Origin of the sequence: Anaerophilus nitritigenes, from assembly GCF_004138215.1 — a bacterium.
Lineage (GTDB): Bacteria > Bacillota > Clostridia > Peptostreptococcales > Thermotaleaceae > Anaerophilus > Anaerophilus nitritogenes.
This window is the reverse complement of the sequence record NZ_RYYS01000056.1, coordinates 1-16,960: the sequence shown is the minus strand read 5'-3', so window position 1 is coordinate 16,960 and position 16,960 is coordinate 1. Positions and strand designations below refer to the sequence as shown.

21 protein-coding genes are annotated in these 16,960 nt (G+C 27.5%); all 21 read left to right on the top strand.

From position 1 onward, the window contains the following. Window positions 1–32: 32 nt before the first annotated feature. The 21 genes from EK368_RS08500 (at window position 33) to EK368_RS08405 (ending at window position 16,509) form a co-directional block, all read left to right on the top strand. Complete coding sequence (locus EK368_RS08500; protein WP_129598451.1) at window positions 33–227, top strand: helix-turn-helix domain-containing protein; 195 nt, start codon at window positions 33–35, stop codon at window positions 225–227. Between the two features lie 178 nt (window positions 228–405). Further along, on the top strand, window positions 406–1,437 hold the full coding sequence (locus EK368_RS08495; protein ID WP_129598449.1) for a hypothetical protein: 1,032 nt from the start codon (window positions 406–408) through the stop codon (window positions 1,435–1,437). Window positions 1,438–1,581: 144 nt separating this feature from the next. After that, window positions 1,582–1,809 carry a hypothetical protein gene (locus EK368_RS08490; RefSeq protein WP_129598447.1) on the top strand — a complete coding sequence of 76 codons (228 nt, stop codon included), beginning with the start codon at window positions 1,582–1,584 and terminating at the stop codon, window positions 1,807–1,809. A gap of 81 nt (window positions 1,810–1,890) precedes the next feature. After that, window positions 1,891–2,406, top strand: a complete 516-nt coding sequence (locus tag EK368_RS08485; protein WP_129598445.1) for an HNH endonuclease — start codon at window positions 1,891–1,893, stop codon at window positions 2,404–2,406. Between the two features lie 383 nt (window positions 2,407–2,789). Next, complete coding sequence (locus EK368_RS08480) at window positions 2,790–3,338, top strand: hypothetical protein (RefSeq protein WP_165000384.1); 549 nt, start codon at window positions 2,790–2,792, stop codon at window positions 3,336–3,338. A 111-nt stretch (window positions 3,339–3,449) separates the two neighbouring features. Continuing rightward, window positions 3,450–4,277, top strand: coding sequence for a major capsid protein (locus EK368_RS08475; protein WP_129598441.1), 828 nt, complete (start codon window positions 3,450–3,452; stop codon window positions 4,275–4,277). A gap of 103 nt (window positions 4,278–4,380) precedes the next feature. Continuing rightward, the gene (locus tag EK368_RS08470) at window positions 4,381–4,656 is read left to right on the top strand and encodes a helix-turn-helix domain-containing protein (protein WP_129598439.1); all 276 of its coding nucleotides are present in this window, start codon (window positions 4,381–4,383) and stop codon (window positions 4,654–4,656) included. Window positions 4,657–4,667: 11 nt separating this feature from the next. Then, window positions 4,668–5,063 carry a hypothetical protein gene (locus tag EK368_RS08465; protein ID WP_129598437.1) on the top strand — a complete coding sequence of 132 codons (396 nt, stop codon included), beginning with the start codon at window positions 4,668–4,670 and terminating at the stop codon, window positions 5,061–5,063. Beyond that, complete coding sequence (locus EK368_RS08460) at window positions 5,056–6,609, top strand: phage terminase large subunit family protein (RefSeq protein WP_129598435.1); 1,554 nt, start codon at window positions 5,056–5,058, stop codon at window positions 6,607–6,609. Before EK368_RS08465 ends, EK368_RS08460 begins: the two co-directional genes overlap by 8 nt. A 25-nt stretch (window positions 6,610–6,634) precedes the next feature. Next, the gene (locus EK368_RS08455) at window positions 6,635–7,384 is read left to right on the top strand and encodes a hypothetical protein (protein ID WP_129598433.1); all 750 of its coding nucleotides are present in this window, start codon (window positions 6,635–6,637) and stop codon (window positions 7,382–7,384) included. Window positions 7,385–7,390: 6 nt separating this feature from the next. Continuing rightward, complete coding sequence (locus EK368_RS08450) at window positions 7,391–9,010, top strand: hypothetical protein (RefSeq protein ID WP_129598431.1); 1,620 nt, start codon at window positions 7,391–7,393, stop codon at window positions 9,008–9,010. Window positions 9,011–9,019: 9 nt separating this feature from the next. Further along, window positions 9,020–9,346, top strand: coding sequence for a hypothetical protein (locus EK368_RS08445; RefSeq protein ID WP_129598429.1), 327 nt, complete (start codon window positions 9,020–9,022; stop codon window positions 9,344–9,346). Further along, a complete protein-coding gene (locus EK368_RS14870; protein ID WP_165000383.1) occupies window positions 9,337–9,504 on the top strand; it encodes a hypothetical protein in 168 nt (55 codons plus the stop codon). Before EK368_RS08445 ends, EK368_RS14870 begins: the two co-directional genes overlap by 10 nt. Before the next feature lie 70 nt (window positions 9,505–9,574). Next, window positions 9,575–10,201 carry a hypothetical protein gene (locus EK368_RS08440; protein ID WP_129598427.1) on the top strand — a complete coding sequence of 209 codons (627 nt, stop codon included), beginning with the start codon at window positions 9,575–9,577 and terminating at the stop codon, window positions 10,199–10,201. A gap of 79 nt (window positions 10,202–10,280) precedes the next feature. Continuing rightward, window positions 10,281–11,588, top strand: a complete 1,308-nt coding sequence (locus EK368_RS08435; protein ID WP_129598425.1) for a phage portal protein — start codon at window positions 10,281–10,283, stop codon at window positions 11,586–11,588. A gap of 521 nt (window positions 11,589–12,109) precedes the next feature. Further along, window positions 12,110–12,709 carry a recombinase family protein gene (locus EK368_RS08430; RefSeq protein ID WP_129598423.1) on the top strand — a complete coding sequence of 200 codons (600 nt, stop codon included), beginning with the start codon at window positions 12,110–12,112 and terminating at the stop codon, window positions 12,707–12,709. A 161-nt stretch (window positions 12,710–12,870) separates the two neighbouring features. Beyond that, window positions 12,871–13,788 (top strand): Ig-like domain-containing domain, encoded by a 918-nt coding sequence (locus tag EK368_RS08425; protein WP_129598421.1) that lies wholly within the window; start codon window positions 12,871–12,873, stop codon window positions 13,786–13,788. A gap of 145 nt (window positions 13,789–13,933) precedes the next feature. Beyond that, window positions 13,934–14,326 (top strand): hypothetical protein, encoded by a 393-nt coding sequence (locus EK368_RS08420; RefSeq protein WP_129598419.1) that lies wholly within the window; start codon window positions 13,934–13,936, stop codon window positions 14,324–14,326. A gap of 122 nt (window positions 14,327–14,448) precedes the next feature. Then, entirely contained in the window at window positions 14,449–14,826 is a 378-nt protein-coding gene (locus EK368_RS08415) for a hypothetical protein (protein ID WP_129598417.1), read from the top strand. 62 nt (window positions 14,827–14,888) lie between these two features. Then, window positions 14,889–15,230, top strand: a complete 342-nt coding sequence (locus EK368_RS08410; protein ID WP_129598415.1) for a hypothetical protein — start codon at window positions 14,889–14,891, stop codon at window positions 15,228–15,230. 166 nt (window positions 15,231–15,396) lie between these two features. Continuing rightward, window positions 15,397–16,509, top strand: a complete 1,113-nt coding sequence (locus EK368_RS08405; RefSeq protein WP_165000382.1) for an Ig-like domain-containing protein — start codon at window positions 15,397–15,399, stop codon at window positions 16,507–16,509. Window positions 16,510–16,960 lie beyond the last annotated feature (451 nt).

The window sequence follows — 16,960 nt, the reverse complement described above, 5'->3', positions numbered from 1 at the left end:
TTTAAAAAAGAATTAAAAAAGGGGTGAGAAAAATGAATCTTGATGAAATTAATGATAGTTTGAGGGAACGGCTAAAAGAACATTTATTGAAAAATGGAATTAAGCAAGGTTTTGTAAGTAAGAATGTGGGAATTTCGCAAACTTCCATAAGCATGTTCTTAGCAGATAAGAGAAATTTGACAAAAGATAATTTAGATAAGATAGAAAAATTTTTATCAGGTGAGTAGGATATGTCGGCTATTCTACTCATATTTATATAAAGCTATTGTAAAGAGTAGATTATATCTATTCTAATCATCCCCCTCCACTTTAAATAGGAGAAGAGATTAGAACAATTATAGTCTCTTCTTTATAGTAGCTTTTTAGGTTACTATTAAATTTAAAAAATTTGAGGGAGGATGTATTATGATGAAAAAAATTATAAGTGTGGAAACGATGGACAGATTGCAAAAGAAAATGGGTAATTGGTTACAAAGTGAGCTAGAGGAAAAATTTTATAAAGTAGAAATTGCATATTTAAATTTAGGATATGATACAAAGAGAGGTTTCACAGTATATATTTATGAAAATGATTATGATTATAAACAAATCGGATTAAATTTTGTTAAAGATGTTTTAGATGTAACTAAATATGTGGAAACTGTATTATATGTACTAGAAAATGGAGAATATCATACTCATGAAGCATCTGTAAATGAAAAATTTATAATAGATTTATTAAAAGAAAATAAAGTTAAAAATATGTTTGTAATTGATGGAGAAATTTATGGTTTAACATGGGATATTGATCCAATTTCAATTTGTACGATAGAAGAAATTACATATAATGTTGATAATTCTATGTTATATATAACTATAGATGAAGGATATAAATATAAATATGCATTAGATTTTATAAATGATGGGATTATAGAATTAGAAACGGAAGAAGATGAAGAAAAGGATATAGAACATGAAATAGAAAAATTACCTGAATGGTTAGAAATTGCAGATCGAGATATAGAATTAATATATGATACTGCTATATCTAAAATAAAAGAATTGTTTAAAGATGCAGATTTTACAGAAAGAGAAATTAACGGAGGTATAGAATATTTATTACGAAAATTAGAAAAAATTAGTGGATTGAATAGAACAAAAGGATTTTTTACTAAATATTTATATTGGTTAGCAGATGATCTATATTATGCATGGCTTACGAATAGAAAAACATGGTACATGACTAAAGAACAGATAAATGAATATGTGAAAAAATATGATTATATAACTGAGTTTGAGAAATACAAAAATAATGAAAACTTTCATTTTAAAACTGTAGAAGACTTTGAAGATACTATGAGTGATTGGTATTACAATAATTGCCTAGATAGCATATTGATTGGAATTGAAAAGGAAATAAAGAGGTTAAAGAGGTTAAAGAGGTTAAAGAGTAGATAGGGGTATGCTGATTAGTATACCCTTTTTATATTTTTTAAATTAAAGTCAAAGTCAGTCAAATTGGTATGTATTTTGCACATCGAAAAGGTGTGTAGAATAGATACTATTTTAGTATCTAAAAACAATAAAAGAGAGGTGAAAAAGATGGAAGAAAAAGAAGTTAAGGTAGTAAAAAAGGGCATGATTGCTAGAAAGTTATTGCGAAAAGGTTATACGATTGTGGATGTAAGACAACATAGAAAATATCTAAAATCTAGTGTTTTTGTGTTTGAGGTTACTGGAGATTTCTACAAAGATTTAGAAGAAATTAATAATGACTTTAATGAAAAACGTAAACAAAGATTAAAAGAAATTATTGAAGAATTAGATTAATTTTAAAATGATAGTTAATTTAAAAATTCAACAATAAAAGGAGAGAAAATAAGATGATGATAGGAGAATTAAGAATACAAAATGAGTGTAGAAAATATATACAAAGATTTAGAAAACGGCACAACTGAGATTGAAATAATTAATCTTAAAGGTGAACATATTATAACAAAATTTAATACAAAACATTTGAATAATGTAAAAAAATATAAATGGTACTATAATAAAAATCTTGGAGAAGGGTATGTGCATGGATATAACTCTTTTACAGGGGAACGTGCTTATTTACACAGAATTGTTATGGGTGTAGAGAATGATGAAGATGTTGTAGATCATATCAATAGAAATACTTTAGATAACAGAGATATGAATCTAAGAATAGTAACAAGTCAAGACAATGCAAGGAATAGAAGAATAAGTATAAGAAATAGCACCGGTGTAAATGGAGTAAGTTGGGATAATACATATCAAAAATACATATCAAGAATATGTGTAAATTATAGATATATCAATCTTGGCTACTTTGACGATATTGAAGATGCAAGAATAGCTAGAATGGAAGCCGAAAAGGAATATTTCGGAGAATTTGCGATCAATTAGGGATACTATTAGTTTAGTATCTCCTTTTTTATTTCTGAGTAGTAATGTAAAAATATGAACTTATTAATTAAATTTGATAATAGAAGGGATACATTAATGTGTATTCTTTTTTATTATATAAACTTTATACATTATGTAAATTTCAAAATTTAACATGGTTTGAGTGCATCTACTTGCAGGTTCGAACCCTGCCTACTCCGCCTAATTTAAGTGCTTAGATGCTCAGTTGCATGAGGATTTGCAACAAAGTAGCAGTTAAAATGACTGCTACTATTTCTTTTTGTATATAAGAATGAAAAATCAATAAAAAATAAAATTAATTAGGGTGTATATATTGAAACTTTCAAAGGGTCAATATCAACAAACTAGAAAGGATGGTAGATATGGAAAATTTAGAAATAAAACAAAATGAAAATGTAGAGGTAGAAGAAACTAAGGAAGAAACAAAAAAAGAGGAAGTAAAAACATTTAAAGAGGAAGATGTTCAAAAAATTATTCAATCTGAAACAGATAAGGTGCGAACTGAATACTCTAAAAAAGTAAAAGTATTAGAAGAAGAATTAATTAAATTAAAACCAGCTGAGAAAAGTGAAACTGAATTAAAATTAGAACAAAAATTAAAAGAGTTGGATGAGAAGGAGAAACAAATACAAGCGAAAGAAAGACAATTCAAGGTACAGGACACACTAACTGCAAATAATTTACCGAAAGAATTATCTAAATTTATTAATGCAGGGGATGATGATCTTGATAACTTGGGAAAAGAAATTGCTGATATTCTAAATAAACATTTATTGAATAGTAGCTATAAGCCAAAAACACATAAGCCAAATGATGGAATTACAAAAGATCAATTTAAACAAATGAACTATATGGAAAGATTGAAATTGCAACAAAGTAATCCAACTTTATACAGTAAATTGAGTGAATAAGGCACTTTTACAATAATTGTAAGAGTGTCTTTTTACATACAGAGGACTTAATATAGTCCTCCTCTCCCTTTATATGGGAAATATAAAAAATAAAAATTAGGAGGAATTAACATGAGTAATTTAATAGTGCCAGAAATTTATGCTGGTATTGTAAGAGAAAAATTTGAAGGAAGATTGAAAGTTGCACAATTAGCAACAAATTTAGGAATTCTTAAAAACACAAGACAAGGAGAAACAGTTGTATTTCCACGCTTTAGACGAATAGGAGATGTGGAAGAAATGACGAAAGGTGTTGCTCTTACAGCCGAAAACTTAGAGCAAACATCTAGCTCTGCAAAAATAGTACAAAAGGGAAAAACTGTAAGAGTGTTTGATTATGATGATTTAACAGCTTTTGGAAATTTTATCGAAGAGGCTGCACAACAACAAGCTATTGTTTTTGCACGAGATTTAGATAAATCTTTAATAAACGAAGCAATGACCACACCTTTAAAAGAAAAGACAGCTGAAGCAACTAAAATTACAGTAACGGAGCTTAATAATGCAATTAATTTATTTGGGGATGAACAGGATTCGGAGGATATGTCTGGTATTTGTGTACATAGTATTCTAATCCCTTCCTTAATTAACATGCCAGAATTTATCGATAAAAGCAAAACTTATAATGCAGATGCAAATGGAGTTATGAGAAAAGGTTTGTTAGGATATTATAGAAATATTCCAGTTTTTGTAAGTGATGTATTGTTTGACAAATTAACGAATGAAGCAATTACACTAATTATTAAGAAAAATGCCCTAGCTTACATGGAAAAGAGAGAAATTAATATTGAATTAGAAAGAGAAGCAAAACTAAAAGCAACAGACGTTGTAGCAGATTATATTTATGCTACAAAATTAGTAGATGATTCTGGAGTTGTAATGCTTAAGAAAAGTTTATAACTTTATCATAGTAAAGTATATAGAGGGGGTCAACGACCTTCCTTTATATTTTTTTTAGTTACTTTTGTAACAAATTTAAATAAAAATAGAAAGGATTGATAATATGTTAAGTGGATTTCAATTAAAAATGTTGCGAGTTAAAAAGAAAGTTAATCAAACAAAAATTGCTGATGATTTAGGGGTTACTAGACCCTTCATAAGTATGATAGAGAACGAGGTAAGATATTTGAATGAGGAACAATATAAGCAATATTTGAACAGTTTATACAAACATGCTTATGCAGAAGAAGAAGCTACAGAGGAAACAAAAGAAATAGAGCAAATTGAAAATGATACGGATAAAAAAGTAAAGAAAACTAGCAAAAAATCTAAAAAGTAGGAGGAATATATATGGGTAGTCCAAAGAGGGAAAAATCATTATTGGGTAAATTAGAAGAAATAACAACTACAAAAAAAGCATATTGGATTTTGTGGAAGTATAAAGTGCAATATCAGGACTGTACGTTTCAAGATATTTGCAAAAAATTTCTAGGTGGAAACTTGAAAGAAGAAGATGCAGAAAAGTATTTGCTTGAAGAAGATGTACAAAGAGCAATTAAGTATTTATTAAAAATATTACACAATAATAAAATGATAGAGTTGTATCAAATTTATTTTGAGAAAGCAAAAAAAGATGTACAAGCATTTAAAGCATTTACTGATTTCAGCAAATCATTTTTCGCAGATGAGAAAGAGAATGAATTAGTTGCAATTTTGAATGAGGTAGGAGATGATATTGATGGCTAGAGAGGTTAAGAGTGGAGATAAGAAGGCAAAGTTAAGAAGAATATTAAGTGATCCAACACTTTATATAGAATCATTTCTACAGATTGCAGATAAAAATGGTAAAATAGTTCCTTTTAAATTAAATCCTCAACAACGATACTTAGTAGAAAATATGAAAAAATATAATGTAGTGCTAAAGTCAAGACAGTTAGGGATATCTAGTTTAACAACGGCTTTAAGTTTGTATTATGCTTGTACTAAGCCAAATACAACAAGTTTATTATTATCTTATAGCATTGATAGTGCAAATGGTATATTTGATAAATTGAAACAATTATATTATGATATGCCATCTGTTTTGAAACCTTCACTTTTCAATAATAATAAGAAGGAACTGAAATTTTCAAACGGTAGTAAAATAGTGGTTGCTACAAATGGCAATAAAGATGTTGCAAGAGGTTTAACGCTCAATGGAATAGTACATATATCAGAAATGGCTTTTATGAAAGAAACTATAGAGAAAAATTTACTAGCCATAGAACAGGCAACCAGTAGTGATGCAATTATAATCGTAGAAAGTACTGCTAATGGTTTGAATTTTTTCAATGAGTTTTGGACAAAAGCAGAAAATAATGAGAATATGTATAAACCATTCTTTTTCAGTTGGATAGATGACAAGATAATGTTTGCAGATGAATATAAACAATTTAAAAATGTTTGGATTGATAGAAAGGGTAAAATGTTAACAAAAGCAGATTTAGACAATGAAGAACTTGACCTACATAGTAAAGGTGCTACACTTGAGCAGTTGATATGGAGAAGGTTGAAGATAAGTAACAGTAGCGAGGAGCAATTTAAGCAAGAGTTCCCATCTAATCCTATGGAAGCGTTTCTAACATCTGGAAATTCTATTTTTGATGTAAATTACATAGCAGAAAGAAGCAGATATTTAGATAAACATATTAAGAAACCAACAGATTTACCTGAGTGCTTAAGGCATTTATATGGTAGATCTTTTTTTATGTGGAAAAAACCAGTTAAAGGAGCTAAATATTATATAGGTGTTGATAGTGGAGAAGGGTTAAAACAGGATTATAGTGTTGTAGAAGTATTAGATTCAGAAGGCGAACAAGTAGCAGAGTTTAGGTCTAATACGATAAAACCTTATCAATTTGCAGAGATAACGAATGATATTGGTAGATATTATAACTATGCATATATGGTTGTAGAAAAGGCAAGTGCAGGACATACAGTGCTAGATAGATTAAGACACGATTACAATTATATGAATCTACATAAGCATAAAGAATATGATACGAGAGGTCGCAAGAAGAAGAAAATAGGATTTAATACAACAAGTCAATCCAAGACTATGATAATCAATGATTTAGTAGAATGGATAGAAACAGGGCAATTATTGATAAATAGTAAATATGTATTAGAAGAAATGAAGGTATTTGTTGTAGATGGAGGAAAAATGGGAGCTATGAAAGGAAGACATGATGATACTATAATGGCTATTGCAATGGCTTTACATGGATTGAAAACAGGAATTTGGTATATATGATACATGTATTAAGGGAGAGGTGATTATGGACTACTTACAAGAATTCAGAGAAAAATGCAAGGATGTGCAGGATTATATAAGGTTAATGAAAGAAGATATACATTTTAAGGATTCAATTGATTCGATTGAAAGTTTTGTAAATGGAATTATACAAGAAGTAGAAGAGATTTTAATGGATGAGGAATTGAATGATTTCAATAAAATTGATAAATTAGGGACTATTGCAAATCGTTTAAAAGAAATTGAAAATAAATATTTTGAAGATGGATCTTTTAAGAACTTATTCATTTGGGCAGGAAAACTTAATGAAGTATTAAAGAGAATAATACAAGAGGGAGCATTTAAAGAAAAAACAAATAATAGTTTTGATAACATTAGAGTATTGTATCATGGCACATCTATCGAAAGTGCAAAGAATGTACTTGCAACGGGTGTTATAAAAACAAATTGCAGTAAACCGATGTGGGGATATAAAAACTATAATAGAATATTTTTAACTGCTAGTTTGGATTATGCAAAATTATATTCTAAATTTAAATTTGGGGCTGGTGCTGTAAGTGCAGAGGATAGAGAAACTTTTGATCCAACTGATAGAGGGATAATATTTGAAATAAATACAATACATTCCAATGTATATACAACAATACCATTTAAAGAATATATTATATTTGACCATATAAATGCAGATGATATTATAACTATTTTTTTAAGAGAAGGGGATAGAATTATAAAAGTATTGACAAAAGAAGAGCTTATGCAATTGAAGGAGGTGTAGAAGAAGATGGACTATAAAGAAGAATTACAAAAAACATGGGATTTAGTTTTTGTGGAATGGAGATTACAAAAATATAATGTAATAAACAATATAATACTACTTAGATGCAAAATAGCAAAAGAAAAATTTTGTATTTTTGAAAATCAATTAGAAGATAATACTGAAAGATATGATTATATAAAGCAGATAAATGAAATAATAAAAAAATATGAAGATTTAGCAAAAAAATTAGATGAAGATATACTAGAAATTAAAGGAAAATCAGGGAATTATGTGATCGATTGGCTTGTGAATGAATTTGTTAAAGCAGTTGTAGATAATACAAATATACATTATCAGCGAAAACTTAAAAATGACAATACATTATATGTAGATAGAGAAAAAAGAAATAATAGAATATGTTATCTGATGCAGGAGTACAAAAATGGTAATGAAAGTATAGATTATGAAGATATACGGAATAATTTTACAACTACAGAAAAGGAAGACAGGACAGAGTATAATGTTTTAGAACAAACTCTGTTTTATGATTTAAAACAAGGTGTAAGAGTAGAAAAGGCATATCATGGAACTACTTTAGCAAATGCAAAAAATATAATTGAAATGGGTAAAATGCTACCTAAACAGTTCGATTTAACATATACGGCAGATGAGCTATTTAATAGAAATAAAATATTTTTTACTGATAATTTAGAGGATAGTATTACATATGCAAAAAGATTTAATTATAACGATAAACATATCATATTTGAGTTTAGTATGAAAGATATAGAATTATATGAAAGAAAACATATTGTAGCAGAGAGAGCAGGAAATCTATATTTTATAAATGCTAAAGAATTGGAGATCGAAAAGAATATATTAAAAATATACTTGATTGAAAATGATGAAATAAAAGAAATAACAATTGAGGATATGTTTAAATTTGAAAATAAGGATGCAGATGATTATTTTAAGAAAACAACATTAAAGATAATAGAAAACAAAAAGGCAATAAGCAAAGCAAAGGAAGTTACAAGGAAAAAAGTTGTTGATATTGCTAAGTTTAAAAATATTAGTATAGAAGAAGCCAAAAACCTTGCAAAAAAAACTTTAGCTGAAAATGGATTAAGTGAAAATCTAATAGATGAATCTTTTGACGAGTATACAGATGATAAACAATTTAATAATATGAATGAACATTTAGAATATTTAAAAGAAAACAAATTATATGAAGAAGATAAAGAATATAAAGAATATAAGGAAGATATAAAGTATTCTAACATAAACAATGTTTGGCATGGTACAAGTATGGAAAATGCTAAAAACATTCTAAAAGAAGGGTATTTTAAAGGTTTAAATAATTACAATAGCATAGATTATAATAAAGTGTTTTTTTCTAATAGCATTGATTATACAAAAATGTATGGAGTTGTAGGAGGGATTAAGACGAGTGAAGAATTACTGAATGATTTTTATATAATTTTCGAAGTGGATTTAAGCAATTATAGAACATATCACTATTACAACGATATTGAATTTATAGTTTGGGGTACTGTAGATGCAAAAGATATTGTGAATATATATTTAGCAAAAGGACTAAATGTTATTACTAAACTAACCAAAGAGGAATTGATGAGATTATAGGAGGATATTATGACTAAAATTAAAAAGAATATGATTGATTTAGATACCGTTTTAGTAGAAATGAAATTTGTATTGAAAGGAAATAGACAGCTGATTAGAGTACATACAACAGCAATCAAAGCAACCGAGTTCGTGGATTGGTTGAATGAAAATAGATATAAAAATATGAGCAGGGCTGAAAAGAAACAATTTGATAATCAGTTTTTTATATTTGAAGACTATAAGAAAAAAGAAACAGTAATGATCGAGAGGGATAGTATTAAAAGTATGACTATTCCTTTTTATATGCAAAAAAATGATGATGATGAAATAGATTGGAAGGTATTATGTTTGTAAAGGATGAATTTGGAAGATGTTACAATGTAATAGATGGAGTAATGTATACATTAAGGAATATGAATTATGAAGAAGCTAGAAATAAATTGAATATTACAATATCCGAAAAGAGTTGGGATGAGATATGTGGTGCTTGGAAAAGGGAAAATAATAAATAAAAGGATATATGCAGTCTATGTAGAATATTGTAAAATGTGTAAAAATATTCTGTGTAAGGAGTGGTAGGAAATGGATATTAATAATTTGAAGAATATGGTAGATGAACAAGAAAAGCAAGTTCCTCTTATAAAAGAAATGAGAGTGAAAGCAATAGAGGAATTTGAGAAATTTAAAGTAGTATGCAATAAAATAATTAAGTTAACTGATGATAAAATAAACCATAAGAAACAATCATTCATAAATGAATTTGTTGAGTATTTTAAAAGCAATGGATTTGAAACTGAGCATATTGAAAATAAATATATTGCAAAATATAAAACAATAAAAGTTGTATTAAAAAATACAGAATGTGAAATTTTATTATTTGAAATGTTACCACAAAAGATTTATTTGAGTATTGAAGTTAAACCAAGTATGGATGTTGAAGAAAAAAAGAGTATTCGTTGGAAAAACATATTAAACTTCGGTGATAAAGACATTAATTCTGACAATTATAAAGAAATATTAAGTAGTATAGAAGATATGAAAACATTGGAAAATTTAATTATGAAAATTGAAGATAATATTAAACATTATCAAAATACTATAGACAAATCTGAAGATATTGAATATGTTTATTCATTATATGACACACATATAGAGTGTGAAAGTTTTAAGGAATTATTTGAACAACATATAAATGATGAAAATGATTAATGGCATCCGAGAGGGTGTCTTTTAATTATGCAGATTTTCAAACATTAATTGTATATTTAGAAAATTAAGGAGGATGAACATGAGTATATACGAATACATAGAAGAAGCATATAATAATGCAAATGATTGGTTTGTAGAGGAATGTAAGAAAGCACATCATTTACATAGAATCGCAAAGGTAATAGAAAATAAAAGGTATTTGACAGGATATCATAAAATCTTAAATAGAGAGGATATGAAGTATAAAGGTAAGATATATAAAACTTCTAAAATGATATTACAAACAGCTAAAACTATATTACAATTTCACACCAATTATTTGATCGGTAAAAGGGTTTCTTTAATTGGGAGTGAGAATATGGTAAAAGAATATAACAAGATATTTAGAAAAGGAAAATATCATACTTTAAATTATAAAACTATAGATAAAGTGGTAAAATATGGAGATTGTTATGAATATGTTTATATAGACAGTAGTGGGAAGATTACAAGTAAATTGATTAATCCTGAAGATGGATACCCAATTTATGACGATATGGGTGAATATGTAGGATTTATTGAATATTATACAATAGATAATATAAGTTACTATACTGTATACTATGGGGATAAAGTAGAAAGATATAGTAATAGTGGTGAAGAATTAGAATTGATAGAGGAAGCTCCTAATGCAACAGGATTGGTGATACATTACAAGAACGGCGAGAATGAAGAAGATGATTGTTTTGGTAGAAGTATGTTAGAAGATATTAAACCAATATTGAGTAAGATAGAGTTCTTACTTAATAAGATGGATGATGCTATATATACCCATAGTTTAAGTCCTATAGCTATTGTAATAGGGCAAAGAATAGAAGGAAGTATAGATGCTGATACGGTAGGATATTTGCTTAATTTGGAAGATGGAGCAGAGTTTAAATATGCAGTAGCAAATTTAGATAGTGCTAGTATTAAAATGTTATATGATGCATTATTACAACAATTGATGATGATTGCTAGTGTACCTTCTCATGTGTTCGGACAAAGCAACATTGCTAATGTTAGTGAGGTTTCATTGGAGTTATTATACCAACTTGCTACTTCTAAGGCTGGAAAACTAGAAGCATATATAAGAGAAGGACTAGAACAAAGATTTGAAATAATAGAAAGTATATTGAATAGACAAGGGATTGTATTTGGTGCTGATGATTATGTTGATGTAGAATTTAATTATAGTAAACCAACTAATCAGAGTGAATTGTTAGACAATTTAAAGAAGCAAAGAGAAATGGGAGCAATGAGCATTAAGACAATTATAGAGAAGTCGGATTTAACATTGGATGTACAGCAAGAAATTGATAGATTAATGGAGGAAGGAATGAAGAAAGAGGACTTGGTTAGTATGTAACTACATAATTAAGTTGTCAGACTATTGTAATATAATTGTAACATTGTAATATTTGTGTAATGTAAGGGATGTGGCTGAATTAGTGAGTAATTTATATATGTAACGTTTACACTTTAGCTGAGTAAAGTTTGTTCTGTAGAATTTCGGCTGTTATAATTAAAACAATATTATGAAATATAATTCGGTATGCCATACCGACTAGGGAATCAAATTACCTAACAATAACTCAACGGATCATATCTATTCAGAATCACTTCCGCAATTTACTCAGCTAAAGCGAATATCAATAGTCTACAAAGTTAGTTTATCCAATTATAGAAGAATACAGCACTTTTAATATGAAATATAACGTATCAAATAGTATACCTTTTGATACGAAAAAGATATAACGATATATCAACACTTAGGATAGTGCCAAAACTTTATAAAAATATTTTTGAAACGTATCAAAATACCGTTGACTTTATGATACTAAATGATATAATTAAAGTATCAAAAGTAAAGAAAGGGGTTTTGATACTATGTGTAAAACTGTAGCCTATTTAAGAGTATCTAGTAAAGATCAAAATTTGGATAGACAACTTGATAGAATCAAAGAATTAGGAATTGAAGATAAATATATATATACTGATAAAGAAAGTGGAAAAGACTTTGATAGAATAGGTTATCAGTATATGAAAAAAGGACTTGAAAAAGGTGATTTGCTTATAATAAAGTCATTAGATCGTTTTGGAAGAAATTATGAGGATATCATGGCTGAATGGAATGATATTACTAAAAATATAGGTGCTGATATTAAAGTATTAGATATGGAGTTATTAGATACTACAAAACATAAGGACATTTTAGGAACGTTCATATCCGACTTAGTATTGCAAGTATTATCGTTTGTAGCACATACTGAAAGAGAAAACATACAACAAAGACGAAATGAAGGTATCAAAAGTGCTAAAATGAGAGGTGTGAAATTTGGTAGACCTACCATAAATATAGATGATTCTTTTGTAAAAGCATATACAAAATGGAAAAATAGAGAAATTAAAGCAGTTGAAGCAATGGAACTTGCAGGAATGACCAAAGCTACATTTTACAGAAAAGTAAAAGAATATGAGCATAGATAAGAGGGTGTCAAAATGATTGACATTCTTTTTTTATTGTACCCCCTTTTTTAAAAAATAGAATATAGTTAATACGTTTTTTTTCTGCCAAAAAATTCATAAATATCTAAATATATGATATACTATAAATGTAAAATTTATACAAATACGAAAGGGGTTTATATATGAGAAAATCAATACTTAAAAATTTTTCAATTATAATGTTATTCACCTTGTTATTTTGTAGTTTTAACATAGTTTCATTTGCAGAAGAATCAACATATCCATTTGATCCTTTTGGGATAAGAAAAGGGTTTAATATACCTAATAAATTCAAAGATGAAATATGGATTAATGTTGACCCTATATTCAATATGGAATTAGACAACCATCTTGATTATAATTTTGAAAGAGATGTGAAATTGGAAGATATTGATGCCATGATCCTTTATAAAAAAGATGGAGATGCTGTTCCAGTTACAATTACAGTTATAGGAAATAAAATAACATTACAACCACTTTCGTTATTAGAGAAAAACACCACTTATTATATGACGGCACTTATTGCAGGATCTAAATATTGGCAAGGAATTACAACTGGTACAAATATTATAGATTCACAAAATGTATTAGATGTTAGTCAATATTTTGAAAATAAATCTAAAGTTGGGAATATAGAAGGGACTATAACATGGCAATACAATAACTTTATCGGAACAAAACCTGATGTTGGTGCTAGAGTAGCTTTGATTCCGACTGGTCTTAATAAAGACAATGATACTAAAACATTTACATTATTAATGCAACAGATACCACAGGGTAAACATGGAATCTATACAGGACAAGTTGACGGATGGGGAAATTACAAAATTCAAAATGTTCCAGTTGGAGAATATTATATGTTAGTATTTTCACAACAAACATATGGTAATACTAAAATAAATCAATATGACGAAGAATTGTTAAAAGAAGTATTAAATGATGAAGCTTGGAAGAATTTAAAATTAAATTTCAATATATATAAATACACATTAAGGGTTGTGAACATACAAGAAAATCAAACACTAAATGAAAGTCATGACTTTGGAAACACTTGTATTTAAAAGTTAATAACACAAGCAAAGAGCAATGATTAAAACTCATTGTTCTTTTTTATGGGATGTTTTATATTTGTAAAGTGTTTTAATATTATCAAAATTCATGGATGTAGAAATATATGGTAAAATAGTAAAAAGGGAGGGGTATGATTTGGTGAAAAAGGTTTTAAGTATATTATTTGTGTTTGTAATTATATTAAATTTAGTAGGCTGTAATTCTAAACCACCAGAAGGTATAAGTCAAGAGTTTTGGGATGAGAGCAAAGAAGTTGTGAAATTGTTAAAAAAAGAGCTTACGCATGGAAAGTTACAGAAAAATGATGAAGCTGTAGTGATAAAATATTATGATCCTGCAAAAAAAAGAATTTTAAAAGAAGGAATTACTGAAGAAGAAGTTGAGTTATATACAATTATAGAAGAAATATATATACAATCTTATGATTATGATAAATATTATAATGATCCTGAAAACATACTTTTTCAAAGTGCAAAAGAAGAAATGGAGTTGAGATTTAAAAAATTAGAAGATGATTATGGATTATAGGAGTAGATTAAATTATCTACTCTTTTTTATTTGAGGTGATCAAGTTAGTGAATCAAATAATTCACATTTATGGAATAATGTACAAATTTGTGATAATATGAAGAAAAAAGGGAGGAATGAACATGAGCAAATGCTATAGTGTAGAGGTATTAGATTCTAATAATATAAAAGATTTAAAAAAGGATATAGAAGGTATGATCAATAATTATACTGAATTATGCTATGATGAGGAGAATATATATAATAAATTTCATAGTGCTATTCCTATCTATAATGAAGATAATGAAATTGAAAAAATATTATTAATTTTCAATGATGATGAACCTAAATTTGATGTTTGTTTCATTATCAATAATGAACAAATAACAAAAGAATTAACAAAATATAACCTAGATATTATTATGAATAGTGATGTTGTTACTTTAGATGATAAGGAATATAAAATAAAATCTAAGAAATTCAATTTAGATGATTATGAAGTAATAATAGAATGTATGTAATTACAAAGGTACTCAATAATGAGTATCTTTTTTTATACTCAAAATAGAAAGGAATGGTTACTATGACAATACTAGAACGTTTGAAAATAGAACTAAATAACAAAGATTACTTTACAGATGCAGAATATACAATGTTTTTATCTGAAAATGATTTAGATGCAGAGGTTGAATATGATAAGGAGAAAGATCAAATACAGCTATTGCAAACAGTAGTACAAATATTAGAAGCAGTAAGCAATGATATAGATTTAATGAGAAGGGTGGAAACAGAATTTCAAACTACTTCAGATGCTATGAAGTGGCTAGAAAAAAGAATAGATAAAATAAATAAAAAAATAGAAGAACTAGAAAATGCTAAAGATGAAGAGTATAGTCCATTTACACTACTATTTACTCGAAATTAGAATGTAGTATTTTCAATGTATGTATTTTATTGAAATTATAATATAGCCGATTTAAGAGGGCTAATTTCTAAATAGGTATAATGTATAGGCTTTAAAATTTAAACCTCTTAAATCGAATTTGAAAGTGGTTTTTAACATTAAGTTAATGTACATTAGGAGGTGTAACATGAGTAATAACAAGGCATTGAAGGATATGTATAAGAGGCATATGAAACAATTCGGAGAAGAAGTTTTAATAGATGGACAACAAACAAGAACATTTTTCAAAGAATATAATGAGGGTATACAACAGTATGATTATAAATATATATTTACAGATTTAGATAAGGTAAAGCAAGGGAGTGCAATAGATGCACTTGGATGTAAATGGTTAGCATTTAGTCAATCTGTCAATTTTAATAATGTATATGAAAAATCCCTAATGAGACAAGTTAAATATACAATTAAATTTAATTTTGAAGGTGAAATAGTACCTATTTATTCATGTATAGATACTAAAACACAGGATACAGAATTTTCAATGATTAAAATTGCGACTGGAGATATTTTAGTCATATTACAAGAGAATGAGAATAGCAATAGAATAAAAATAGATGACAGATTTATAATAATGGGATCAGCTTGGAAGGTCGTAGGGTTTGATAAATCCAAAAGAGGATTGACTATTTTATATGCAGAAAACACTCAATTTAATAATACAGATGATAGAGAAAATGAAATAGCAGATAGATGGCAATATGAGAAAAAACATACATATACAATTGAAGCTGAAGAATATATTTCTTTAAACATAGGAGATACAAAGGAAATAAAAGCAATAGTGAAAGATACTGTAGATGATATAGCAACAACTATAGAAAGTCCAGCATTGACTTTTAAAGTAGATAATGAATCTGTATGTACTGTAGATGAAAAAGGGATTATTACTGCAATTGCAGAGGGAGAAACTACTGTAAAAGTTACTTTTGAGAATGTAGTTAAAGAAATTAAAGTTAAAGTTGTAGAAGTAGTTCAACTAGAGATTGTGGGAAAAAACTCTATTAGATGGGGTTTCCAAGCAGAATATAAGGCAAATCCTGATACTGCAAAAGTTACATGGAGTATAAACGATAAAGGCACCAATACAAATAAATTAGCAAAAATTATAGAAACAACAGATAATCGTTGTACTGTTAAAGCAAATTCAGATATGAAAGATGGAATAGTTATTCTTAAAGCAACAGATAGAGCAGGAAATGTAGTAACAAAAGAAATAATTATAAAAAGTATTTATGGATAATTTCTGCATGGGCACTGCCCATGCTTCTGAATGTACACATTGAAAATATAGCAATTACAATATGTATACATGTTTTTGTAATGTATACATTTTTAGATGGTACGTTAAAAATAAAATTAGTTTTTACATACACCCTTTCTAAAATAGAAGGGGTTTTTATATTTTTTGAAATAGGACAAATATGTTACTGGTTATATGAGATAGTAATTACATGGAATTTTATTGATTGTCGATAAGATACTTACTATTGACACTATTATATTAGAAGGTATATAATCTTTAGTAATAAATGAATTATGGAAAATATATTTATGGAAAAAATAAATTCCATAATGACATATTAACTAAATAAAAGGTAGAAGCTCTAGTGCAAAAGGGATATGAATTATTAGAAGCAGATGTAAATATGATTCCTCAAACTATGGTAGAACTTAATGATGAAGAACAAATA